Below are 23,410 nucleotides of genomic sequence, written 5' to 3' on the forward strand. Positions count from 1 at the left end.
TAGCTAACAGAACTAGAGATGTTCATGCGGGGAGAAGTATAGTAGAATAAAGTGAATCAAAAGATGAACGAACGCTCTTTTATGAGCAGATAGGAAGGAAGAGAACATGAGACCAGGTGAGCAACTGACCTTGCAAATAGAGAACGAGATGGAATACGGCTACTTTTTGACAGATGGTGAAGATTCGGTCCTCTTGCACCGCAGTGAGATGACAGAGGATATTGGTGACCGAGATGAAGTAGAGGTCTACTTATATGTAGATCATGAAGAAAGACTAGCTGCGACGATGAAAATACCGACAATCAATGCGCATACATATGGCTGGGTAGAAGTCGTAGACGTGGTAGAAGACATGGGCGCATTTGTCGATGTCGGGCTGTCAAAGGATGCACTTGTTGCAATAGAACACCTCCCGCCTTTTGAGGAAGCATGGCCAAATAAAGGAGACAAACTCTACTGTATGCTGAAAGTCACAAGCTACGGCAGAATGTTCGCAAAGCCAGCCACTGAAGATGTGATTAGTGAATTGTTTACTGAGGCACCCGAAACCTTAATGAACAAAGAAATCACTGGGACGATTTATCGCTTAATTGCGACAGGCTCCTTTATGCTGACAGATACAGGCGTGCGAGGGTTTATCCACCGCACGGAACGAAAGGAAGAACCAAGATTAGGATCGAGCGTGACAGGACGCGTCATTGCCGTGAAAGAGGATGGAACCGTGAACGTTTCTCTGCTCCCTAGAAAACAGGAAGCGTTATCTGTCGATGCAGAAGAAATCTTAACCTATATGAGAACGAGAAATGGTGCCATGCCTTATGGGGACAAAAGTGATCCAGAAGACATCCGTGAACGATTCCAAATGAGCAAGGCAGCCTTTAAACGAGCATTAGGCCATTTGATGAAAAATGACTTAGTTTACCAAAAAGAGGGCTGGACATACGAGAAAAAATGAGCAGCGTGGAATCCAAACCCTGACTTCAAGGGTTTTCATATCACACTGAAAAGAAGAAAAAGGGATAAAATCATCATGATTTTATCCCTTTTTTTATATTTGTTATAAATAATGGGTTTTTTCAGTGAAAAAAGTCATGAAAAAAGCTGAAAAACCTTCACTTAATCATTGAAACAACGCCTCTCAAATCCGATAAGAAAGGAGTAAGGATGATAAAAGGAGTGTGTGTGTGGATGAAAGTGAAAATTTCATTGCTTCTGGTGGCAGCCCTGCTTATGGTGCTCGCCGCATGCAGCAATCAACAAGGGAAACCACCGGCATCAAATGCGAAGCATATTGGCGTTATGCTCACAGATGATGGTCTTGGTGATCAATCATTTAATGATTCATCATTTAAAGGATTAGAAAAAGCACGTGATGACCTAGGGATTGAATTTGATTATAGAGAAATTGCAGAAACCGATACATATGAAAAAGGACTGACCGAGCTTGTAAAAGATGGCAATGACCTTATCATCGGAGTAGGCTTCAGTATGCAAGAAGATTTAGAAAAAGTCGCAAAGAAATATCCGAAGAAGCACTTCTTGCTCATCGATGCCGTATCTGAGCTGAAAAATGTGACCTCCGTGACGTTTAAAGAAGAGCAAGGCAGCTATTTAGCGGGCGCACTTGCTGCCTTGACAACGAAAAGTGATGTCATTGGATTTGTTGGCGGTGTCGATGCGGATTTGATCCATCGTTTTGAAAAAGGGTTCCAAAAAGGCGCCAAATCAGTAAATCCGAACATCAAGATCTTATCCACCTATGCTAATACGTTTAGTGATGCGGGCAAAGGCAGTAAAATAGCCAAAGGCATGATCAAAAAGAAAGCAGACGTTTTATATGCCGCAGCTGGCTATACAGGTGTCGGTGTATTAAAAGAAGCGCAAGCGCAGGGCAAATATGCCATTGGTGTAGATAGTGATCAGTACTATACCGCTGAAAAAGCAGTGATTTCGTCCATGGTGAAAAAAGTCGATGAAGTGGTCTATCAAGTCAGCGAACAGCTCGTCAAGAACAATCAGATCAAAAGTGGGCATGTTGTCTACGACTTAAGCAATGACGGAATCGATATGGCAAGAATTCGGGTGCTGAAGAATGCTGAGACATTGACCAAAAAAGTAAATGAACTGAAGCAGAAACTTCTAAAAGAAGAGGGGGACGCATCATGAGCTTGCGCATCAAAATTTTACTCAACTCACTCGTCTCACTTCTTTTAGCAGTTGGCGTCATCGCCTTTATCATTGTCAGTATGACAAAGATCCAATCATCAAATGAAACAGAAGTTCAAGCCTTATTAAACGTTCAAAAAACAAAAGCAAGCTTTGAAAGCGTCGAACAAGCCATGACCAATTATTCAATGACACTTTCTGATGAACAGCTAGAGGTTGTTCAAACCGATATTTCTACAGCAAAAAAACAGCTGCAAACGTTAAACAAACATGCAGGAAATATCAACAAAGATGCATTAACAAGGTTAAATGCAAAATATGACACGTGGACCAAGGAAGCAAATAATGCCATTGGTGAAAAAAACGCATCGGATGCAAGACGGGTCGCTGCAAGAATTGATGGTGTTTTAAACGACGTCCATACAATGAATAAAAGAGCAGAAGAAGCGTATAAACAAAATCAAGAGAATACATCTGATAATGTGCAATGGATCATCACCAGTGCACTCGTCGCAGCCCTCACTCTGATTGTCATTGCTGTCTTTTTAAATATTGGGTTAACAAGATCCATCGTGACCCCTATCAAATCACTATCCTACCGAGCGAAGCAGATCGCAGAAGGCAACCTTGCTGTCGAGCGGATGGACATTCAGCGCAAGGATGAAATCGGCGGCTTGAATGAATCCTTTAATCAAATGACAGATCAGCTGATTAGTCTGATTAAAGAAATCAGCAATGTCTCAAGTCAAGTAGAGACATTCTCGATCCAGTTAGATGATGAAAACAAAAAGCTGATGGAATCTGCAAATCAAGTATCTGTCTCGACAGACGAAATGGCAAATGGGTCACAAGCCATTTCAGAGGATCTCCAGCATGGCGTCAGTTTGATTGAAAAGATGGATCAGCATGGACGTAAAAATTCCGAACGTTCACAAACAGTCATCCAAAGTACTGAGGATGCGATAGAAGCAGTGGAAAGTGGAAAGCACACGTTAACAGAAACAAAAACGGCGATTGAAAAAAATACACATGCCACAAGGCAAATCGAGCAGTCAGCAGGAGAATTCACGCAATACGCCAGCGGCATCTCGGCCATGGCCAAAACTGTTTCTGACATTGCGGATCAGACAAACTTACTTTCGCTAAATGCGGCGATTGAAGCGGCAAGAGCAGGTGAAGCTGGAAAAGGCTTTGCTGTTGTTGCAGATGAAATTCGTAAGCTTGCCGATGAATCATCTAACGCTACAAGACAAATCTTTGATATGGTCAGTCATATTGAAAGAGGCATTCAATCCATTAGTCAAACTGTCAAAGAAGGAGTCAAGCTTTCACTTCAACAGCAGGATGCGATGGACAAAACCTCACACTCCTTTGAAGATATAGAAACAAAAGCGCAGCACATTAAACAAGAAATGGCTGTCTTAAATGACCAAATTGTTCAATCAACAGAGCTTGGCGGACAAGTGCTGAACTCGATTGAAAATATTAGTGCGGTTGTAGAAGAAACAGCAGCTGGCAGCGAAGAAATTTCTGCCTCGGCCAATGAACAGCTGCAATCATTCCATCAAATGAACAAACAGGTAGAAGAACTGATGAGTATGACGGCAAGGTTAAATGAAACCGTCCATCGGTTTAAACTTTCATAAGTCATAAGAAAAGCACCCTTCCCGTGATGTGTCAGGGAAGGGTGCTTTTTATGATGGTTTGCCTGTAAAGAAGATGGCAAGCGTGCCTGGGCCAGAATGGGATCCAACAGCCGCGCCGACAATCTGAATATCAATTTCTTTTGGATGAAATTCGGCTTCAATCAATTGTCTCATGTCTTCTGCAAGTGCAGGATCATCACCATGACTAATGCCCACAGTTTGATTTGGCCAATCCGTTCCACGTTCTTTCATCAGTTCAATAATGCGTTTCAACAGCTTTTTACGTCCGCGGATTTTCTCAAGTGGTATGAGCTTTCCATCCTCGACGTGTAAAATGGGCTTAATGCTTAATAAACCGCCAACAAATGCGGACGCTTTACTGATTCTTCCGCCTCTTGCTAAATACGATAAATCGTCTACAGTAAAAATATGTTGTAAAGATTCGCAAAAATGCTTTACAGACGTTTCAATTTCTTGTATTGTATTTCCGTCAATGGCAAGTGATTGAGCGTGTTTGACAGCAAGCCCATAGCCGAGTGAAGCACATTTAGAATCAATGATTCGCAAATCAAAATCAGGGTATTCTTCCTTCACTTCGTTTGCCATCATCACAGCTGTTTGGTATGTACCGGAAAGCTCTGATGAAAAGGCAACATAGATTGCAGATGTATGGGTTTGTGCGACAGAAACAAAGGCTTCTTTGATTCGGTTTGGTGAAGCTTGTGACGTTTTTGGGCTGGCACCTTGTCTCATCGCATCAAATACTTGTTTTGGTTCAATGGTGATCAAATCTTCAAATTCCTGCTCGCCAAGTAACACACGCAGCGGAATGAGCGTCATGTTATGTTCATCATAATAAGAAAGAGGCAGATCAGCAGCACTGTCTGCTATGATATGAACAGTCATCAAAATCCCTTCTTTCTAAAAATATCAGCCATATTTTACATCTTTTTAGCCTAACTATATCACAGAAATCATCTTTTCGTGTTCAAATTCTAAATTTTAGGGAAAACCATAGAGAGAATGGTAAGTGGAGGAATGACAATATGTTCATTGGAGAAGCAAAAAAACTCATTGTCGTCGTCATTGGTGCACTGCTCAATGCGATTGGACTGAACTTATTCTTAATCCCAGCTGATGTATACGCGAGCGGGTTTACAGGGGTAGCCCAGCTGTTATCCAGCTTAATGGATCAATATGCGCCATTTTATATATCAACAGGGATCCTATTATTTATTTTAAATATTCCAGTCGGCATTTTAGGCTGGATGAAAGTTGGCCGTTCCTTTACGTTATACAGTATCATCAGTGTTGCACTGACGACCATTTTCCTCGGCATCTTACCGGAAACGAGTGTTTCACAGGATATATTACTAAATGCTGTGTTTGGCGGCGTCATATCTGCACTCGGGATTGGGATCACTCTCAAATACGGGGCATCAACAGGAGGGCTCGACATCCTTGCCATGATCTTAGCGAAGTGGAAGGATAAACCAGTCGGCACATATTTCTTCATTTTAAATGGAATCATCATCTTTACAGCAGGATTATTACAAGGTTGGGAGAAAGCATTATATACCCTTGTCACATTATATGTGACCACAAGGGTCATTGATGCCATCCATACAAGACATGAGAAGCTGACCGCGATGATTGTGACGAAGAAAGCTGATGAAATCAAAGAAGCCATTTATGGAAAAATGGTCAGGGGCATTACGACTGTACCTGCAAAAGGAGCTTTTACCAACGAGCAAAAAGAAATGATGGTGATCGTCATTACAAGGTATGAGCTGTATGAACTTGAACAAATTATTAAAGAAGTCGATCCAAAAGCCTTTACAAATATTGTGCAAACAACCAATATTCTAGGATTTTTCAGACGAGATTAAAAGGTGGGTAGCAAATGAAAAAAGGGTTGGTGCTTCTTCTCGTTTTATTGATTTTAGCCGCTTGTGGACAACAAAAAAAGGATGAACCAGACAAGGAGGTATCCGGTCAAATGGGAGAAAAAACGGTTGTACTCACAGTAGACCCCGTCCAGAAAGGTTCTTCGGTTCAATTTAACATGTCGCTGAAAAATGAATCAGATCGAGATATTGAATTTACTTTTAACACAAGCCAGAAATTCGAGCTCAGTGTGTATGACGAAAACGGAAATGAACAATACCGCTATTCGAAAGACCGTATGTTCACACAGGCCATCCAATCATTTGTGCTGAAGAAAGGCGAAGCCTATGATTTTCAAGATACGTGGTCAAACGGTGTCAAGCCGGGAACGTATGAAGCGGTCGTCACATTTAAAGGAAAAGCAGAAGGGCTGAAGCAAATCACGGAAAAGAAAACGTTCCAAGTGAAATAAAAGTGCTTCCTGCTTCATGAGAATCAGAAAAAGCTGTCCAATGGTGGACAGCTTTTTTTATGTTAGAGATCATCGAGCAAGTCTTGGAAGGTATGCAGCTGGTTTCTTTCTGCATCTGTCGAATTGGCAAATGCAGAAGATACGGCATTTTTGGCTCGTTTGACCGCCTGTTGACGCTCTAACCCAGATGAAAATGAAGAAGTAAGGGCTTCTTCAGTAAATGATTTGGCTTGATCAAAAAGTTCGTTTCTCACAATGAACCTCCAGAAGCATCAGTCTTCATATTTCCCCTGTCCGCTGCCGCTTCTTCAAGTGTCGAACGATAAGGAAAACGTGCGTCATGCAGACTGACTGAATCTTTACCTTGTTGTATAAAGCGTTTCGATTTGCTTCTTTTACCCATTCGGAATCCGCCCCTTTACACAAGCTGACAGGACAACCTGTCTAACGGTAGTATGCCCGCTTCCTTCGGTTATGTATGAATGGAAAAATTAAAGCGAGAAGTAATTCGTTAGAAACTTTGCAATCCCATCTTGTTCGTTCGTATCAGTGACTTCGTTTGAAACACGTTTCACCGCATCGATTCCATTGCCCATTGCCACGCCGCATCCAGCAAATTCAAGCATTTCTAAATCATTGTCTTCATCTCCGAATGCCACAATCCGCTCCTGTGGAACGCCGTAATAATCACTGATCTTTTGCAGTCCAACGGCCTTGTTCATGCCTGTTTTAATGATTTCAATCACGTGCCACGGAGCAGCCCATCGCCGGTGATCAATCACTTCTGCATGAACATCTGATAAATAGCTTCGAATGGCTCCGACGTCCTCTTCTTTTGCATGGATTAACACGCTCGTCACATTTTCTCCAAGGTTGTCCCGAAGGTCTCCCACGGTGACTTTATTTGCATTCATATTAAATATATCAATGAGCTTCTCATCATGATAATGGAAATACAAATCGTCTAACACTTCAGCTAACACATTGTGCACTTTATACTCCTCACTAATGTCTACAAGCTGTTTAACGACTTGGAGATCAAGTGACGTATGAAATCTGCCCCATTTTTCATCAAGAGGATGATGGACAAACGCTCCATTAAAATTCACAATGGGTGAATCAAGCTGTAATTGCTGATAATAAGGAGAGCTGGAACGAAATGGCCGGCCGGTTGAAATACAGACATGATGCCCGCTGTCTTTCACTTTTTGAATGACGTCAAGCGTGTGTGTAGAGATGGTTTTATCATCTTTTAATAACGTGCCATCCAGGTCAAGTGCGATTAGATAAGGTTTAGTCTCCATAAAATCTCCTTTGATCTGTAAGTGATAGGAGGCAGTTCGTGCGGCGCCTCTATCTATAGTGTATCTTTATCACATCTTTGTTGTCTACATGTTAAAATAAACAAAGACGGGAATGATAAAGGAGGATTCATAGGCTGTGATCACCATTGATGAGCAAACTGAACACGATATTCCATTTTTACATATCGTAAAAGCTGAAAATAAAGACAAACCGCTGCCGCTTGTATTTTTCATACACGGATTTACAAGTGCACGTGAGCACAACTTACACTTCGCCTTTCATTTGGCAGAAAAAGGCATGAGAGTGATTTTGCCTGACTGTGCTTATCATGGTGTAAGATCAGAAAACCTCAGCTTAGAGGAACTGGCATCAAAGTTCTGGGAAATTGTCCTGAACGAAATACGTGAAATCGATATACTCAAAACATACTTTCAAGAAAAACAATTGATTGAAGCCGATCTGATAGGTGTTGCGGGTACTTCCATGGGCGGTATCACCACCTTTGGTGCACTGGCCAAGCATGATTGGATTAAAGCAGCAGTCAGCTTGATGGGCAGTCCGAAATATACGACATTTCTACAAGCACAAATCATGGACATGCGGCACAAAGGGTTGATGAAAGAGATTACAGACGAAGAGGTTCATCAGCAGTTAGACGCCCTGCGCCCTTATGATTTAACGCTGCAAACAGATCGATTAAACAAAAGACCACTGTTATTCTGGCATGCAGAAAACGATCCAGTTGTCCCTTACCGGCATGCAAAGGCTCTTTATGACGAGTTAGCAGCAACCCAATATAAAGAAGACCCGCACCTGATTCGTTTTACCACAGACGGACAAGCTGGCCATAAGGTCTCAAGACAAGCAATGTTTGAAACGATTGACTGGTTTGTGACACATCTGAAAAGCACAAACGTTTAGTCAAAGGAAAAAGTACGTTATACTAATGGAAAAGGAGTGGATATCATGGATGAAGCATTGAAAGAAAATATTTTAGGCGCCCTAGAACAGGTGATTGACCCTGAGCTAAATGTCGACATCGTCAACCTTGGACTTGTCTATGATGTCGATCTTGATGAGAATGGAAAAGCGGATGTCACCATGACCTTAACATCAATGGGTTGTCCTCTTGCACCAATTATCGTGGATGAAGTCAAAAAAGCATTAAGTGATCTTCCAGAAGTAAAAGAAACAGAAGTTCACATCGTATGGAATCCGCCTTGGACACGGGACAAAATGTCAAGATACGCAAAAATTGCGCTCGGTATTCAATAAGCACATATGAAAAATGCCTGGTATGAGTTGAACTCATGCCAGTTTTTTTATGAAAAATTAAGGTAGAGGAAGAGAATGGATTGATATAATGAATGTAATTTTATAGAACGGAGTACCTAATAATGAAACGAAAATGGTTGTGGATCGTTCTTTTGATGGGATATGCTGCTGCATTTTTTGCATCAATCACCATTCGCGAGGAGCAAGCAAACAAAAGACAAGATCTTGAAGCCTTTACAGATGTCAGTCATCTCATGCCTGTCAAAATAAAAAAAGTCGTTCAAGGAAAAGAAATAGACACTTTAAAAGAAGTATTAGAAGAAGCGAAAGCAAAAAACCTGCCGATATCAATTGCCGGCAAACAGCATAGCATGGGCGGCCACACGTATTATGAAAATGGCATCGTGCTCGATATGACAGAATTCCGTCAGATTTTAGCATTTGATGAAAAAAAGAAAACCATCCGTGTCCAAAGCGGCGCTACATGGGATGATATACAAACATATGTGAACCCCTACGGTCTTGCCGTGAAGGTCATGCAATCACAGAATATCTTCACGATTGGCGGTTCTCTCAGTGCAAACGCACATGGACGTGACATTCGCTACGGATCACTCATTGACACGGTTCGTTCCTTTAGGCTGCTAAAGGCAGATGGGGAGATCGTTACAGTGAAGCCAGGCGATGATTTGTTTACAGCCGTGATTGGCGGATATGGTTTGTTCGGCGTGATTTTAGATGTTGAGCTTTCGCTAACGAGAGATGAATTATACAAAATGGAGACAACCTCTCTTGATTATCGTGAATACACCGATTATTTTCAAAAGCATGTCAAACACAATAAAGAAGTACGCATGCATCTCGCAAGAATCTCAACAGCGAAAACAAACTGCTTGAAGGAGATGTATGTAACGAACTATTCCCTCTCAACTCATCAAGAGCTCGAACCATACCGAGAGCTAAAGGAAGATCAGCTCGTCATGCCATTGAAATTTATGCTCGGCCTTTCAAGAAGATTTGATATGGGGAAAGATCTGCTCTGGAATTTGCAAAAAAAGTATTTCCAAAGTCAAAATGATCAGCTGATCACAAGAAACAATGTGATGCGTTCAGATTCTGCTTTTTTAGAATATGAAAATGAGTCAGACACAGATGTGCTTCAGGAATATTTCGTCCCAGTTGATCGCTTTCGTGCGTATATCGATGAAATGAGAGACTTTTTACAACAGGAAGAATTGAATTTAATGAACATCACGATACGCTACGTACAAAAAAATGAAAAAGCGGATCTCTCATATGCGAAAGAAGATATGTTTGCCCTTGTTCTTTTAGTGAATTATGGTTTTGAGAAAGAAGAGAAGGCAGAAGCAGAGCGGATCATCCGGCAAATGACAGATATCACGCTGCGGCACCATGGAAGCTATTACTTACCGTACATGCCTTATCAAACGAAGGCACAAATGAAGCGGGCGTATCCTAAAACCGATGTATTCTTCCGAAAGAAAAAGAAAGCAGATCCAGATGGTAGGTTTATCAATTACTTTTATGAAAGGTACAATACACAATGAATGCAAAAGCAATGAAATGGTTCGTCTACTCACAAAGCCTGCTGTTTTTCGCCAGCAGTTTGATTTTCCCTTTTTACATTCTTTTTATTAAAAATGTTGGTTCAAGCTATTCACAGTTTGGTCTTGCCTATGGCTTGTTTGGTTTAAGCGGAGCGTTTATTCATTTACTCTTAGGGAAACTACCCGAAACTACTGACAGGCGTCTCTTTTTAATCATTCATTCGTTCGGTATGGCGTTTCTTTTACTGCTATTTCCGCATATAACAGAAGTGGAGCAAGTGTATATGATTCAGCTTGCACTTGGTGCGTTAGGCGGCTTTCAAAAACACGGGGAGAAACTGCTCGTCACGGAACTGACAACAGGTAATAAAAGAATGAAGGAGGTTGGCCACTATCATTTTTGGACAGCTCTTTTTTCATCCATCGCGATTATGCTTGGCGGCCTGTTTGCTGATTTCTTTACCGTTCATTTCATTTTTTATGCAAGCTCCATATTATATTTATGCAGTGCGCTCATGGTCATCTATATCAAAAACGAAAGATAAATCCGCATGTCTCATGAAGATATGCGGATTTTTTGTTGAAAAAAAATGAAAACAAATATTAAATATACAATTGAATTAATTTTTATACATGTTATAATGTTAAATAATTTCACAAAGATCAAGAGGGTGTATTGACGTTGAAAATAGGTATTATAGGTGCTACAGGGTACGGTGGTGCGGAATTGGTTCGTATCTTCAAGCATCATCCACATGTGGAGGAATGTATATTGTATTCATCAAGTGGTGATGGGCAATTATACAGTCAATCTTATCCGCATCTGACAACTATTACTGATCAAACATTAAAAGCCATTGATCCAGCTTCCATTGTGCGAGAAACAGATGCTGTGTTTTTAGCGACACCAGCAGGCGTATCAAGTGAACTTTCGCCGAAGCTCATGAATCAAGGAGTGCCCATTATTGATTTATCAGGTGATTTGCGCATTCAAGATGGCGCAACCTATGAAGCTTGGTATAAACGAAGGGCAGCTGATCAAGCATCTGTTCAACAAGCTGTGTACGGATTATCTGAATTAAATCGTGAAACAATTGAGCAGGCTGAAGTTATTGCAAACCCAGGGTGCTTTCCTACCGCAGTTCTTCTCGGTTTAGCACCGCTGATGAAACAGAATCTAATCGATGAATCTATGATCATAATAGATGCAAAAACAGGCGTGTCCGGTGCAGGACGATCTGCCTCACTTGGAACACATTTTTCAGAGCTAAACGACAATTTCAAAATTTATAAGGTAAATGAACATCAACATACACCTGAAATAGAGCAAATATTAAGAGAATGGAATCCGCAAACGGCGAACATCACATTTTCAACGCATCTTGTCCCGATGACAAGGGGGATTATGGCGACGATGTATACACAGCTGAAATCAGATATCACAAAAGAGGAATTGATGAAGCATATGAAAGGCTTTTATGAAGATTCCTATTTTGTCAGAGTGAGAGATCACGGCGTGTATCCGCAAACAAGGGAAGTCTACGGCAGTAATTTCTGTGACATTGGCTTTCATTTAGATGAACGTACAGGCAGACTCACGATTGTGTCTGTGATCGACAATCTCATGAAAGGCGCAGCCGGCCAAGCGGTTCAAAACTTCAACATTATCAAAGGCTTAGATGAAGAGGCGGGCCTCACAATGACACCTCTCTATCCATAAGAACAGGGGAGACAACAAACATGATCGAATTGAATGAAAAAAGCATTGTAAAAATAGACGGTGACGTATCATCACCAAAAGGCTTTGAAGCAAAGGGGATTCATATTGGATTACGCTATTCAAAAAAAGACCTTGGACTGATTGTCAGTGAGGTGCCGGCAGCGAGTGCAGCGGTATATACACAAAGTCACTTTCAAGCTGCACCTCTACAAGTCACTCAGAAAAGCTTAAAAAAGACAGGGCAATTAAAAGGTGTCATTGTCAATAGTGCCATCGCCAATGCATGTACTGGTGAGCAAGGTTTGAAGGACGCATACGAAATGCAGGTAGCCTGCGCAGATATGTTAGGGGTAGAACCTGATTACATTGCTGTTTCTTCTACTGGTGTCATTGGAGAGTGTCTCGATATGGATAAAGTCAAAAAAGGCATCTCGCAGCTGAAAGAAGCAAAAGCAGGAAATGGTCATTTTGAAGAGGCAATCTTAACAACAGATACAGTCATTAAAAATACAACATACACCCTGACGATAAACGGCAAAGAGATTCTGATTGCAGGTGCAGCAAAGGGCTCTGGCATGATTCATCCGAACATGGCAACGATGCTTGGCTTCGTGACAACGGATGCAAATGTCGAACAGGAAGCCCTGCAAAACGCACTTCGTGACATTACCGATGTGACCTTTAATCAAATTACCGTCGATGGGGAAACATCGACAAACGATATGGTACTCGTAATGGCAAATGGCATGGCAGAAAATGAAGCACTCAATGAAAAGCATCCAGAATGGCCATTGTTCAAAGAAGGATTAAAGCTAGCTTGTGAGGATCTTGCCAAAGAGATTGCAAGAGACGGAGAAGGTGCAACGAAATTAATTGAAGCGCAAGTTGCTGGCGCCAAAAATAATTTAGAAGCCGGCATCATAGCGAAGAAAATCGTTGGTTCAAGTCTTGTGAAAACAGCCGTCTACGGCACCGACGCCAACTGGGGGCGAATCGTTGGAGCCATTGGTCATAGTGCAGCTTCCGTCACACCACAAGAGGTAGAAGTTTATTTAGGCGGACAATGTCTGTTTAAACATAATGAACCGCAGCCATTCTCAGAAGAGGAAGCAAAAGCGTATCTAGAGCAGGATGAGATCACGATTTTGATTCAAATGAATGAGGGAAATGGTAAAGCAGCAGCATGGGGCTGTGACCTTACCTATGATTATGTGAAAATTAACGCGAGCTATCGCACATAATGAAGGAGATAGACATGGCTAAAACGATCGTATTTAAGTGTGGAGGTAGTGTCATTCGAGAACTTTCAGATACCTTTTATGAAAATGTCCGCTCACTTCAAGCTGCTGGATTTAAGCTGGCTATCGTCCATGGTGGAGGTCCTGAAATCACTAGCATGCTGCAAAAATTAGAAGTGAAAACAGAATTTGTTGATGGACAGCGCAAAACAACGAAGCCTGTGTTAGATGTAGCCGAAATGGTCCTCTCGGGAACGGTCAATAAATACTTTGTGTCAGAGCTCGCAAAGCATGATATCTCATCTGTCGGCGTGTCTGGGAAAGATGGGCAGATGCTTGTCGCCGATTTCCTCGATCAAGACGTGTACGGATACGTTGGTGAAATCAAAGAAGTCCATCCAGAGATGGCAGAAGCATTAATGGAAAAACAATTTATTCCTGTGATTGCACCGCTGTCTATGACAGAAGAATGCCAAACGTTAAACGTAAATGCTGATTTAGCAGCATCAGCTGTCGCAGGAGCCATGAAAGCTGATAAGCTCATGTTTGTCACAGATGTGGAAGGCATTTTAAAAAATGGTGAGCTTTTAGATGTCGTCACCGAACAAGAAGCCCTTTCACTCATTGATGAAGGCATTATTTCCGGGGGAATGATTCCAAAAGTGCAATCCGCTTTGAGTGCTTTATCAGGAGATGTGGATGAAGTCATGATCGTGAATGGCAAAGGCAGTATCTTTACAGGGGAAACCTTTAAAGGAACAAGAATTGTGAAACAAAAGGAGGCGGTCCTGTGAGTCATCTCTTTCAAACGTATGGACGGTGGAATGTTGAAATTAAAGAGGCAGCAGGTTCTTGGGCAGTCGATACAAATGGAAAAAAATACTTAGACTTTATACAAGGCATTGCGGTTACAAATCTAGGCCACAATCACCCAAAGGTCAATCAAGCCATCAAGAAGCAGCTTGATCACGTCTGGCATGTATCGAATCTATTTGAAAATGGACTGCAGGAAAAAGCAGCAGAAAAGCTTGCGGCAAACAGTTCAGGAGACCTCGTGTTTTTCTGCAATAGCGGAGCTGAGGCAAATGAAGGTGCGATCAAATTAGCGCGTAAAGCAACAGGGAAAACAAATATCGTGACATTTTTGCACTCTTTTCATGGGCGCACGTATGCTGGTATGGCTGCTACAGGTCAAGATAAAATCAAAACTGGCTTTGGCCCTATGCTGGAAGGCTTTCATTATGTACCGTTTAATGACCCAGACGCTATTGCGGCGTGTGAAGTCGATGATGTGGCAGCGGTAATGCTCGAGGTTGTGCAAGGAGAAGGTGGAGTAAATCCAGCAACAACAGAATTTCTAGAAGCCGTTCAAGCGTTTTGCCAAAAGCATGAAGCACTGCTGATCGTAGACGAAATTCAAACGGGTATTGGACGTACAGGAACAGTGTTTGCATACGAACAAACGGGACTTGATCCTGATATTATCTCTTCTGCTAAAGGCTTAGGAAACGGCTTCCCAGTCGGTGCGGTCATCGGGAAAAAGGCTTTAGGAGATGCATTCTCACCAGGTTCACACGGAACAACCTTTGGTGGCAACATGCTTGCCATGGCCGCAGTGAATGCAACACTCGATGTCATTTTCAAAGAAGAGTTTCTTTCAGAAGTCAAAGAAAAAGGCGCTTATCTGTTAGAAAAGCTGCAAGATCTGAAACAACTGAATATCGTAAAAGAAGTACGCGGAAAAGGATTGATGGCAGGGATTGAATGTCATCAGCCAGTCGGTGATTATATCACAGCTCTTAGAGAACAAGGGCTGCTGGTACTTCCAGCTGGTCCAAATGTGATTCGGTTATTACCTCCGCTGAATGTAGAAAAAGCAGAAATAGATCATGCAATAGAAGCGATTACTCAGGTTTTAGCAAATGAAGCAGTGACGGTTTAAATTTTTTTACACCAAAACGCATAAAAATGCATTTATATTACTAATTATTCAATTTGGGGTGACACAAGCATGAAAGGTTATTTAAATTTAGAAGATGGAGCCTCTTTTGAAGGAGATCTGACAGGAGAAGCTGGCATGACAGGTGAAGTGGTTTTCTTTACAGGGATGACAGGTTACCAAGAGGTGCTCACAGATCCTTCGTATAAGGGACAAATCATTGTTTTCACATATCCACTCATCGGAAATTACGGCATTAATCATGAAGACTTTGAGAGCAAAAAACCACAAGTGAAAGCTGTTGTTGTGTATGAAGCAGCTGATCATTTCTCTCATCATCTTGCAGCGGTTAGCTTAAAAGATTATTTACAGAAGTGGAACATTCCGCTTCTGACGCATACAGATACACGTGCAGTCGTGCAAAACATCCGGGCAAATGGGACGATGAACGCTGTGATCAGTGTAGACGAAAACGAAACACCGCCGGCCATGAAACAAGACAATGTGGTCGCACAGGTGACAGAGGACGAGATCTACACACAAGGCAGCGGCGAGGAACATGTAGCGCTCATTGATTTTGGCTTTAAAAAATCAATTGCAGATTCGCTTGAAGCGCGTGGCTGTAAAGTAACCGTCATTCCGTACAAACAGCTGGAAAAGGTGTTTGAGATCAAGCCAGATGCGATTCTGCTGTCAAATGGACCTGGTGATCCCAAAACAATGAAGCCATATTTAAAAACCATTCATGACATCATGATGACCTTCCCGACACTTGGAATCTGCTTAGGTCATCAATTAATCGCTCTCGCACTTGGCGGGGATACGTATAAGCTTCCATTTGGCCACCGCGGGGCGAATCACCCTGTACAAGATACAGAATCCAAACGTGTTTTCATGACAAGTCAGAATCACAGCTATGTGGTGAATGAAAAAAGCATGAATGACAAAGAAGTGGACGTGAAATTCCTTCATGTCAATGATGGATCTGTAGAAGGTTTCATTCATAAAGAGAAGCTAATTATGTCAGTTCAATTTCATCCAGAAGCACACCCAGGTCCTGCTGAAAGTGAATGGGTATTCGATGATTTTATTGAGAAAGTGAAACAAGCAAGGAGAGAAGTTGCACATGCCTAAAGATCAAAGCATACAAACCATTCTAGTCATCGGGTCTGGTCCAATCATCATTGGTCAGGCAGCAGAATTTGATTACTCAGGAACACAAGGATGTATAGCCTTAAAAGAAGAGGGCTACAAAGTCATTTTAGTGAATAACAACCCAGCAACCATTATGACAGACGAATCATTTGCTGATGAAATCTATTTTGAACCGCTTTCAGTTGATTCAGTGACAAGAATCATCGAAAAGGAAAAACCAGATGGTCTTTTAGCCAACCTTGGCGGACAGACCGCTTTAAACCTTGCTGTCGAGCTAGAAAAAGCCGGTGTGCTGAAGAAGCATGGGGTAACACTGCTCGGAACGTCAGTTGAAACAATTGAAAACGGTGAAGATCGAGAGAAATTCCGTGCTCTCATGAAGCAGTTGAACGAACCTGTGCCAGATAGTGAAATTGTGGATAATGCGAAAGATGCCCTTCAATTTGCAAAAGAAGTAGGCTTCCCAGTCATCCTAAGACCAGCATACACACTTGGCGGAAAGGGCGGCGGAATTGCCTTAACAGAAGAAGCGTTTAAACCGCTCATTGAAGGAGCCCTTTTAGCGAGCCCGATTCATCAGTGTTTAGTTGAAAAAAGCATCGCTGGCTTTAAAGAAGTCGAATATGAGGTCATGAGAGACCGTCAAAATACGTGTATTACGGTTTGTAATATGGAAAATATTGATCCAGTTGGTGTGCATACAGGAGACTCGATTGTCGTTGCACCTTCCCAAACATTAACAGACCAGGATTATCAAATGCTTCGTTCAGCGAGCCTGAAAATCATTTCAGCACTGGATGTAGTCGGCGGATGCAACATCCAATTCGCCCTTGATCCACTCAGTAAAGAATACTTTGTCATTGAGGTGAATCCACGGGTCAGCCGTTCATCTGCTCTTGCCTCAAAAGCAACAGGCTATCCAATTGCTAAAATGGCGGCAAAGCTTGCGGTAGGCTATACACTAGACGAACTCAAAAACCCGCTCACAGGCACAACTTATGCTAGTTTCGAGCCGGCACTCGATTATGTCGTCGTGAAATTCCCACGCTGGCCGTTTGATAAATTTAAACAGGCAGATCGTCAATTAGGAACAAAAATGAAGGCGACTGGCGAAGTCATGGCGATTGACCGTAATTTAGAGTCAGCCATTCAAAAAGCCGTCGCCTCCCTTGAAATCAAAACAAAGGGCTTCCACCTGCCAGAATTGAAAGACCAATCGACTGAACAACTATTTGAACTGATCAAAACACCAGACGATCGACGTTTCTTCGCTGTCATGGAGCTTCTTTCAAGACAAGAAACGGTCGAAACGATTCATCAAGCGACGAAAATTGATCTATTCTTCTTACATGTATTCAAGAATATGATCATTCTCGAACAGGAATTGAAGAACCATGAGGGAACGCTCTCAAAAGACACCTTGAAAAAGGTAAAGGAAAAGGGCTTCCTTGATGAAACGATTGCTCTTCTTACAGGCCACAGTGAAGAGGCCATTAGACAGCTTCGTCAAGAATATGACATTACGGCTTCATTTAAAATAGTCGACACATGTGCGGCAGAATTTGATGCAAAAACGAACTACTTCTATTCCACATACTTTGGCAAAAGTGATGGAGAGCATCAGGAGAAAACAAAGCAGCGTGCACTCATCATTGGCTCTGGTCCGATTCGAATTGGGCAGGGAGTCGAGTTTGACTATAGTGCAGTTCATGGCGTTCTTACCCTGCAAAAGCTTGGCTTTGAAACCATCATGATGAACAACAATCCAGAGACGGTCAGTACGGATTATGAGATCGCAGATCGTTTATATTTTGAACCCATTACATTAGAGCACATCTTAAACGTTGTCGAAGCAGAAAAAATTGATTTCGTCATCGTCCAATTTGGCGGACAGACTGCCATCAATGTAGCAGAAGGCTTAGAAAAAGCCGGCGTCACGTTGTTAGGTACATCCTTTGACACGCTAGATGCGCTCGAAGATCGTGATTTGTTCTATCAACTTCTTGATGAACTGAATCTTCCTCATGCAGAAGGAAATACGGCTGACTCAAAAGAAGAAGCACTCGCACATGCCAGAATCATTGGTTACCCTGTGTTAATTCGCCCATCGTATGTCATTGGCGGAATGGGGATGATCGTTGTCCAGTCAGAAGCACATTTGACATCATTGCTTGATCAGCCAGATCATTTGCCGTACCCGATCTTAATTGATGAGTATGTCACTGGAAAAGAAGTTGAAGTGGATCTGATTTCTGACGGAAAAACGACCTTCATTCCAACGATTGTGGAGCATATAGAGAAAGCGGGCGTCCACTCAGGTGACAGCTTTGCCATTTTACCAAGTGTCTCCATCAGCGAAGACATCAAACAGCAGGTGCATACTGCGTCCGAACAAATAGCGAAGAAATTAGCGTTTAAGGGCATTATGAATATCCAATTTGTGATCAAAGGGGATCAGGCGCTTGTACTAGAGGTAAATCCGCGGGCAAGCCGGACGGTTCCAGTCGTCAGCAAAGTAATGGGCATTGACATGATTCCGCTTGCGACTCAATTATTAGCGGGTGCGACGCTTGAAGAACTGAACCCTGCAACGAAAAACAAAGGGGGAACAGCGGTCAAATTCCCAGTCTTCTCATCACATGCCATTCAAGATATTGACTTAAAGCTGACACCTGAAATGAAAGCGACAGGAGAAGGAATGTGTGTAGGCAAGAACGCCGAAAGCGCCTTGAAAAAAGTGTTTGCGTCAATCTGGCATCAGAAAGGCAGCCTCTTTATAAAAGGCAGTGAACAATTGGTAGATAAAGCGAAACATGCAGGCTTTGACGTCTGGACGGACAGCTTTGAAACTTGGCTGCAAAACGAAGATAAGTCGCTTCATATCCATTTAGGGGAAGATGAAGAGGCAAAAGAGCAGCGTGTAAAAGCACTCACACATGGCGTCCAAGTTCTAACCGAAGATGAAACAGCTCAAGCATTCCTGCAAGGGAAAAATGGAGATGTATCACCAGTATCGCTCAAAGAATTATATAAAAAGGAAGTGACGGCATGAGTCAAGTCGACGTGCAACCGGCATTATACGGAAAAGACTTTTTATCGTTAAAAGATTTCTCAATCAATGACATTGCTTATTTAATTGTAAAAGCGGAAGAAATGAAACAAAATCCCTATCAGGATTTATTCAAAGGGAAAACGTTAGCGATGATCTTTGAAAAATCGTCAACTAGAACCCGTGTATCGTTTGAAGCGGGAATGACGCAGCTAGGAGGACATGCGCTCTTCCTCAGCTCAAATGATTTGCAAATTGGCAGAGGAGAAACGATCAGTGATACAGCGCAGGTGCTGTCTGGCTATGTAGATGGCATTATGATTCGGACCTTTGAACATGAGAAGGTCGAGGAGCTAGCACAATACGCGTCTATTCCTGTCATCAATGGACTGACTGACTACTCCCATCCATGTCAGGCACTTGCTGATTTATTGACAATCAAAGAAGTAAAAGGAACATTAAAAGGAATCAAAGTAGCCTATATTGGTGACGGAAATAACGTGGCTCACTCCTTGATGGTTGGCTGTGCCCAGCTAGGCTGTGACATTGCTGTTGCATCACCAGAAGGCTATGAACCGCTCCAAGAAGTAACAGACACGGCACGTGAGTTTGCAAAACAATCAGGCGCAGAAGTCATCGTTACGACAGACCCTGTCGCTGCTGTCCAAGATGCAGATGTTATTTATTCCGATGTGTTTACAAGCATGGGGCAGGAAGCAGAAACAGAGAAACGCCTTGCTGAATTTAAAGAATATCAAGTCAATGACGAACTAATGAGTTATGCAGCAAAGGATTATATTTTCCTTCATTGTCTCCCGGCACACCGCGGAGAAGAAGTGACAGCAGACATTATTGACGGGCCGCACTCAAAAGTTTTTCAGCAGGCAGAAAACCGTTTGCATGTACAAAAAGCGTTAATCAAAGAGCTCATGTATCAACAAACCAATTAAATGAAAAGTGTCCCTGACTCGTAGGAGCAGGGACTTTTTGCATAAAGGATTGGAGAGGCAAGTGACGGGACATAATAACATCATCGAGAAAGGAGGATGGGAATGGGTCAGAAGCATCAATTTAAATCAGGGAATAAAGCACCGAATAATGGTGTGTATATCGAGATCGGTGAAACCGGCAGTATGGTGAAAGATCCTTTAAAGATTAAGCTTCAAGCAGGCGACGTCTTTCCGGATAACTCGAACCATAATCGTGTTTGGACCTACCAAAGAAAGCCATAAGCAATTGACTAAGAGTCAGAAGGAATAAGTCTTTAGAGGCATGTGTCATGCCTCTTTTTTCTTTATAATAAAAATCAATTAAGTTCCAATTTTCAAAAAATAGTATGAAAAATAGAGAATTTAAGGTAAAATATGTAATTGGAATATATTGTTGAAAGGATTTGTGTGATGGAAAAGACGAATCTCAGTGAAAGTGTTTGGAATAAACGCTTCACCTCATTATTCATATCAAGACTGATTAAAAACACAGGAGAAAGTTTTGCTTTTACATCCGTCCTTTGGCTATTGATTTTGAGAGGGGATGGAGCACTCGGTACAGGACTTCTCCTAGCAGTAACCGTTCTTCCTTCATCTTTGTTAGCCCCAATACTAGGACCTCTTATGAAAAAGCACCATTTGTCTAAATGGATGTTCGCTTCAGACGTCGTTCGAGCAACAATTGTACTCATTATTCCGCTTCTGCATTTTTCACATCTATTGCCTTTATGGTTATTGATCTCATTAATGGTTATTCAATCGGCAACAGGTGCAGCATATAATCCAGCCTCTGTGGCCATTTTACCGCAGATTGTTCCGAAGCATCTGATTCAAAAAGCAAATGCCATCCTGCAATCTTCTTTTGAGATTGTCGCACTTGCAGCAGTCATGGTGGCTGGTCTCTTGGTCAAATTAATCGGACCTGCAGATACCCTTCTCATCACCACTGCCTTATTCATCATATCCGGCCTGTTTATTATCGGCGTCAAACTAAAGAAAACCGATGAAGAAAAAGCAGCAGGCATTAAACAAGCAAAGAATACATATTTGTATAACTTAAAAAGAGGTTTTCTCGTCGTCAAAAATCATCACATTTTATTTGCACTGACGCTGTATTGTATTTTAATGAATGTCGCCGCAGCACCGTGGCAGGCACTATCTGCTGTATACGTAGCAGAAGCACTGCAAAGCGATTCCATGGTGTATTCCATTTTAAGAGGTGTTGCCGCAGTCGGCGCGTTTATGATGGGCTTTGCTCTAGCGAAAGTGAAAATTAAGAGATTTGGTTTGTTCTTTATTGTCGCTGGTATGATTGAAGGAGCTGCGTTCTTTATCACAGGGATGAGTACATGGCTGCCGGTCGTTCTACTTGCATCCTTTATATTCGGTGCCGCCGTTAGTGCGATCAATGTACCGGAAATGGTCATTATTCAAACGTCTGTCGACCAAGACGATCAGCCGCAAGTATACGCCGTGATCAATGCTTCATCAAATGTTTTTCTCCCGCTTGCAGCTGTCGTATCAGGTGTTCTGGCAGAAAGGTTTGGAGCAGGACCTGTCATTGCTGGCGGTGGGGTCCTTGAAATTTTATCTGGTATCGCGATCTTCCTGTTTACAGGGCTTGCGAAAAGCCATTTGACAGCAGACAAACAGAAGTCCGAAACCGTCGAGGTGTAATCGATAAAAAAACCCCCTGTGGCTGCAGGGGGTTTTAGCGTACCGCTTTTCAATCAAAAAGAAAAAGAGCTAAAATCAACATCATTTTAGCTCTTCCTCAGCAATCAAGTCTTACGTATTAAGAGTGTTTTGTTGAACTTTCCGTTTCTTTCATTGGACTTACTTCAGCAAAGATGAATAAAATAACCGTAAACACCACTGCAAGAATAGAAGTCAAAGTAAAGTCATAAGCAGCGCCATTCATCGAGGCAACGATGTAGCCAGCCATATGTGTCAGCAGAAAAGTCCAAATGAGGGTGATAATATAATGCATAATCCCACCGTCCTTTATGTAACAATCTATTGATTATCATACCATAGATACGAGTGAGGGGAAAAGACTGTTTTAGCCTTTATGTGACCATTTTAAGACCTTCTGCTATAAAAATAAAAAGAATTCTTCTCTCTTTAGGGGATTTCCTTATTCCTACAAGAGTTGTTGTTCATATCATAGAAAGCAGAATCACTGAAAGGAGGCTGGCCATATGGGTGTAAGCGAACGGTTTTTCCAGCTTGGTTCCCAGTGGAACGTCATTCACCTTCCTCAAAAACCAAATGGCTTTGGCATTCTTATCCTCGGTGACCGAAATCACTTTGTGCAGGAAAATACATCATTCTGGCTTCAGCACTATGGAAGAAACCAGCTTTTAACTGCCTTAAAGGATGAAGGATATACATTGTTTAATAGTCATCTTCATGGGAATCACTGGGGATGCGAAGATGCTGTTTTTAGTGCAAAGCAGCTCGTTCATCACACATTAAAACAAGAAATATTAAACCGGGAAATTCATGTGCTGGCAGAGGGGATGGGCGCACTCGTTGCCATGAGCCTTGCTGAAGAGATGCCAGAAGTGCTAAGGTCCATTGCGCTCGTGAATCCATGTCTGCATCTCTATGCACAACGAGAAAGAGAAAAGGAACACAAATTCTTTTATAAACAGCTGATCAAAGAATTAGCGAAAAGCTACGGCTGCTCTGAAAAGGAAGCGGAAACGTACCCGCTCCCTGCTTGCCCTGTTCATTCTGCTCATGTACCGATTCACATATGGCAAAGACTAAACGGCGCACCGTATGCATATGAACTGCATGCAAAGCCTTTTATAGATCAGCATATGAAGAATCCAGAGCATTGTCAGATCGATCTCACCTTGCATATGTTTGATCATCCGAGAAGAATCTTTCAATCCATTCACAAGTTTTATAAATCGCATGAAAGAGAATTGTGATGAATAGGATGATAACAGCCCTTCATGGAAAGGGCTCTTCTTTTTATTCGATAAGCTAA

General features: G+C 42.1%; 24 protein-coding genes. 19 read left to right on the top strand and 5 right to left on the bottom strand.

Annotated features, from left to right (window positions below):
- The first annotated feature begins 106 nt into the window (after positions 1-106).
- From MKZ03_RS05265 to MKZ03_RS05275, 3 genes are all read left to right on the top strand, one after another.
- Entirely contained in the window at positions 107-955 is an 849-nt protein-coding gene (locus tag MKZ03_RS05265; RefSeq protein ID WP_340972336.1) for a CvfB family protein, read from the top strand.
- A gap of 233 nt (positions 956-1,188) precedes the next feature.
- Entirely contained in the window at positions 1,189-2,166 is a 978-nt protein-coding gene (locus MKZ03_RS05270) for a BMP family lipoprotein (RefSeq protein WP_341031183.1), read from the top strand.
- Positions 2,163-3,812, top strand: a complete 1,650-nt coding sequence (locus MKZ03_RS05275) for a methyl-accepting chemotaxis protein (protein WP_307499439.1) — start codon at positions 2,163-2,165, stop codon at positions 3,810-3,812. Before MKZ03_RS05270 ends, MKZ03_RS05275 begins: the two co-directional genes overlap by 4 nt.
- Positions 3,813-3,860: 48 nt before the next feature.
- Here MKZ03_RS05275 and MKZ03_RS05280 read toward each other — a convergent pair whose 3' ends face one another.
- Positions 3,861-4,718 (bottom strand): DegV family protein, encoded by an 858-nt coding sequence (locus tag MKZ03_RS05280; protein WP_034663363.1) that lies wholly within the window; start codon positions 4,716-4,718, stop codon positions 3,861-3,863.
- Between the two features lie 140 nt (positions 4,719-4,858).
- On the opposite strand from MKZ03_RS05280, the gene MKZ03_RS05285 reads away from it, so the two are divergent.
- Both MKZ03_RS05285 and MKZ03_RS05290 read left to right on the top strand, forming a co-directional pair.
- A complete protein-coding gene (locus MKZ03_RS05285; protein ID WP_034663360.1) occupies positions 4,859-5,701 on the top strand; it encodes a YitT family protein in 843 nt (280 codons plus the stop codon).
- 14 nt (positions 5,702-5,715) lie between these two features.
- Positions 5,716-6,171 carry a BsuPI-related putative proteinase inhibitor gene (locus tag MKZ03_RS05290; protein ID WP_066031047.1) on the top strand — a complete coding sequence of 152 codons (456 nt, stop codon included), beginning with the start codon at positions 5,716-5,718 and terminating at the stop codon, positions 6,169-6,171.
- 62 nt (positions 6,172-6,233) lie between these two features.
- On the opposite strand, the gene MKZ03_RS05295 is transcribed toward MKZ03_RS05290, so the two are convergent.
- From MKZ03_RS05295 to MKZ03_RS05305, 3 genes are all read right to left on the bottom strand, one after another.
- A complete protein-coding gene (locus MKZ03_RS05295; RefSeq protein ID WP_024425070.1) occupies positions 6,234-6,425 on the bottom strand; it encodes a DUF3813 domain-containing protein in 192 nt (63 codons plus the stop codon).
- On the bottom strand, positions 6,422-6,574 hold the full coding sequence (locus MKZ03_RS05300; protein WP_034663354.1) for a hypothetical protein: 153 nt from the start codon (positions 6,572-6,574) through the stop codon (positions 6,422-6,424). Before MKZ03_RS05300 ends, MKZ03_RS05295 begins: the two co-directional genes overlap by 4 nt.
- An 88-nt stretch (positions 6,575-6,662) precedes the next feature.
- Entirely contained in the window at positions 6,663-7,475 is an 813-nt protein-coding gene (locus MKZ03_RS05305) for a Cof-type HAD-IIB family hydrolase (protein WP_012009535.1), read from the bottom strand.
- A 136-nt stretch (positions 7,476-7,611) separates the two neighbouring features.
- On the opposite strand from MKZ03_RS05305, the gene MKZ03_RS05310 reads away from it, so the two are divergent.
- The 13 genes from MKZ03_RS05310 (at position 7,612) to MKZ03_RS05370 (ending at position 22,086) form a co-directional block, all read left to right on the top strand.
- A complete protein-coding gene (locus MKZ03_RS05310; RefSeq protein WP_106031494.1) occupies positions 7,612-8,397 on the top strand; it encodes an alpha/beta fold hydrolase in 786 nt (261 codons plus the stop codon).
- Between the two features lie 45 nt (positions 8,398-8,442).
- Positions 8,443-8,751: a metal-sulfur cluster assembly factor gene (locus tag MKZ03_RS05315; RefSeq protein WP_060595986.1), complete on the top strand. Its 309-nt coding sequence runs from the start codon at positions 8,443-8,445 to the stop codon at positions 8,749-8,751.
- Between the two features lie 122 nt (positions 8,752-8,873).
- The gene (locus MKZ03_RS05320) at positions 8,874-10,319 is read left to right on the top strand and encodes an FAD-binding oxidoreductase (protein ID WP_341031189.1); all 1,446 of its coding nucleotides are present in this window, start codon (positions 8,874-8,876) and stop codon (positions 10,317-10,319) included.
- Positions 10,316-10,864, top strand: coding sequence for an MFS transporter (locus MKZ03_RS05325; protein WP_034663338.1), 549 nt, complete (start codon positions 10,316-10,318; stop codon positions 10,862-10,864). Before MKZ03_RS05320 ends, MKZ03_RS05325 begins: the two co-directional genes overlap by 4 nt.
- Before the next feature lie 137 nt (positions 10,865-11,001).
- Positions 11,002-12,039 carry an N-acetyl-gamma-glutamyl-phosphate reductase gene (argC, locus tag MKZ03_RS05330; protein WP_060595988.1) on the top strand — a complete coding sequence of 346 codons (1,038 nt, stop codon included), beginning with the start codon at positions 11,002-11,004 and terminating at the stop codon, positions 12,037-12,039.
- 20 nt (positions 12,040-12,059) lie between these two features.
- The gene (gene argJ / locus MKZ03_RS05335; RefSeq protein WP_341031192.1) at positions 12,060-13,280 is read left to right on the top strand and encodes a bifunctional ornithine acetyltransferase/N-acetylglutamate synthase; all 1,221 of its coding nucleotides are present in this window, start codon (positions 12,060-12,062) and stop codon (positions 13,278-13,280) included.
- A 14-nt stretch (positions 13,281-13,294) separates the two neighbouring features.
- On the top strand, positions 13,295-14,071 hold the full coding sequence (gene argB, locus MKZ03_RS05340) for an acetylglutamate kinase (RefSeq protein ID WP_341031194.1): 777 nt from the start codon (positions 13,295-13,297) through the stop codon (positions 14,069-14,071).
- Positions 14,068-15,219 (top strand): acetylornithine transaminase, encoded by a 1,152-nt coding sequence (locus MKZ03_RS05345; RefSeq protein WP_334748609.1) that lies wholly within the window; start codon positions 14,068-14,070, stop codon positions 15,217-15,219. The genes argB and MKZ03_RS05345 overlap by 4 nt, the downstream gene beginning before the upstream one ends.
- A gap of 69 nt (positions 15,220-15,288) precedes the next feature.
- Complete coding sequence (locus MKZ03_RS05350; protein WP_066031043.1) at positions 15,289-16,350, top strand: carbamoyl phosphate synthase small subunit; 1,062 nt, start codon at positions 15,289-15,291, stop codon at positions 16,348-16,350.
- Complete coding sequence (locus MKZ03_RS05355; protein ID WP_341031196.1) at positions 16,343-19,423, top strand: carbamoyl phosphate synthase large subunit; 3,081 nt, start codon at positions 16,343-16,345, stop codon at positions 19,421-19,423. Before MKZ03_RS05350 ends, MKZ03_RS05355 begins: the two co-directional genes overlap by 8 nt.
- Positions 19,420-20,370 carry an ornithine carbamoyltransferase gene (gene argF / locus MKZ03_RS05360; RefSeq protein WP_334748612.1) on the top strand — a complete coding sequence of 317 codons (951 nt, stop codon included), beginning with the start codon at positions 19,420-19,422 and terminating at the stop codon, positions 20,368-20,370. The genes MKZ03_RS05355 and argF overlap by 4 nt, the downstream gene beginning before the upstream one ends.
- 102 nt (positions 20,371-20,472) lie before the next feature.
- Positions 20,473-20,652 carry a YjzC family protein gene (locus MKZ03_RS05365; RefSeq protein ID WP_034663316.1) on the top strand — a complete coding sequence of 60 codons (180 nt, stop codon included), beginning with the start codon at positions 20,473-20,475 and terminating at the stop codon, positions 20,650-20,652.
- A 168-nt stretch (positions 20,653-20,820) separates the two neighbouring features.
- Entirely contained in the window at positions 20,821-22,086 is a 1,266-nt protein-coding gene (locus MKZ03_RS05370) for an MFS transporter (RefSeq protein ID WP_034663308.1), read from the top strand.
- A gap of 118 nt (positions 22,087-22,204) precedes the next feature.
- On the opposite strand, the gene MKZ03_RS05375 is transcribed toward MKZ03_RS05370, so the two are convergent.
- Positions 22,205-22,399 (bottom strand): YjzD family protein, encoded by a 195-nt coding sequence (locus MKZ03_RS05375; protein ID WP_003211779.1) that lies wholly within the window; start codon positions 22,397-22,399, stop codon positions 22,205-22,207.
- Between the two features lie 211 nt (positions 22,400-22,610).
- Here MKZ03_RS05375 and MKZ03_RS05380 point away from each other — a divergent pair, with 211 nt between their 5' ends.
- Positions 22,611-23,351: a hypothetical protein gene (locus MKZ03_RS05380; RefSeq protein WP_060595993.1), complete on the top strand. Its 741-nt coding sequence runs from the start codon at positions 22,611-22,613 to the stop codon at positions 23,349-23,351.
- Positions 23,352-23,410 lie beyond the last annotated feature (59 nt).

This window comes from Bacillus sp. FSL R5-0431 (assembly GCF_038002985.1).
Classification (GTDB): Bacteria; Bacillota; Bacilli; order Bacillales; family Bacillaceae; genus Bacillus.

Excerpts from the sequence above, each read along its gene's own strand:
- MKZ03_RS05265 (WP_340972336.1), top strand. The coding sequence starts at position 107 with ATGAGACCAGGTGAGCAACTGACCTTGCAAATAGAGAACGAGATGGAA.
- MKZ03_RS05270 (WP_341031183.1), top strand. The coding sequence starts at position 1,189 with ATGAAAGTGAAAATTTCATTGCTTCTGGTGGCAGCCCTGCTTATGGTG.
- MKZ03_RS05275 (WP_307499439.1), top strand. The coding sequence starts at position 2,163 with ATGAGCTTGCGCATCAAAATTTTACTCAACTCACTCGTCTCACTTCTT.
- MKZ03_RS05280 (WP_034663363.1), bottom strand. The coding sequence starts at position 4,718 with ATGACTGTTCATATCATAGCAGACAGTGCTGCTGATCTGCCTCTTTCT.
- MKZ03_RS05285 (WP_034663360.1), top strand. The coding sequence starts at position 4,859 with ATGTTCATTGGAGAAGCAAAAAAACTCATTGTCGTCGTCATTGGTGCA.
- MKZ03_RS05290 (WP_066031047.1), top strand. The coding sequence starts at position 5,716 with ATGAAAAAAGGGTTGGTGCTTCTTCTCGTTTTATTGATTTTAGCCGCT.
- MKZ03_RS05300 (WP_034663354.1), bottom strand. The coding sequence starts at position 6,574 with ATGGGTAAAAGAAGCAAATCGAAACGCTTTATACAACAAGGTAAAGAT.
- MKZ03_RS05305 (WP_012009535.1), bottom strand. The coding sequence starts at position 7,475 with ATGGAGACTAAACCTTATCTAATCGCACTTGACCTGGATGGCACGTTA.
- MKZ03_RS05315 (WP_060595986.1), top strand. The coding sequence starts at position 8,443 with ATGGATGAAGCATTGAAAGAAAATATTTTAGGCGCCCTAGAACAGGTG.
- MKZ03_RS05320 (WP_341031189.1), top strand. The coding sequence starts at position 8,874 with ATGAAACGAAAATGGTTGTGGATCGTTCTTTTGATGGGATATGCTGCT.
- MKZ03_RS05325 (WP_034663338.1), top strand. The coding sequence starts at position 10,316 with ATGAATGCAAAAGCAATGAAATGGTTCGTCTACTCACAAAGCCTGCTG.
- argJ (WP_341031192.1), top strand. The coding sequence starts at position 12,060 with ATGATCGAATTGAATGAAAAAAGCATTGTAAAAATAGACGGTGACGTA.
- argB (WP_341031194.1), top strand. The coding sequence starts at position 13,295 with ATGGCTAAAACGATCGTATTTAAGTGTGGAGGTAGTGTCATTCGAGAA.
- MKZ03_RS05350 (WP_066031043.1), top strand. The coding sequence starts at position 15,289 with ATGAAAGGTTATTTAAATTTAGAAGATGGAGCCTCTTTTGAAGGAGAT.
- MKZ03_RS05355 (WP_341031196.1), top strand. The coding sequence starts at position 16,343 with ATGCCTAAAGATCAAAGCATACAAACCATTCTAGTCATCGGGTCTGGT.
- argF (WP_334748612.1), top strand. The coding sequence starts at position 19,420 with ATGAGTCAAGTCGACGTGCAACCGGCATTATACGGAAAAGACTTTTTA.
- MKZ03_RS05365 (WP_034663316.1), top strand. The coding sequence starts at position 20,473 with ATGGGTCAGAAGCATCAATTTAAATCAGGGAATAAAGCACCGAATAAT.
- MKZ03_RS05370 (WP_034663308.1), top strand. The coding sequence starts at position 20,821 with ATGGAAAAGACGAATCTCAGTGAAAGTGTTTGGAATAAACGCTTCACC.
- MKZ03_RS05375 (WP_003211779.1), bottom strand. The coding sequence starts at position 22,399 with ATGCATTATATTATCACCCTCATTTGGACTTTTCTGCTGACACATATG.
- MKZ03_RS05380 (WP_060595993.1), top strand. The coding sequence starts at position 22,611 with ATGGGTGTAAGCGAACGGTTTTTCCAGCTTGGTTCCCAGTGGAACGTC.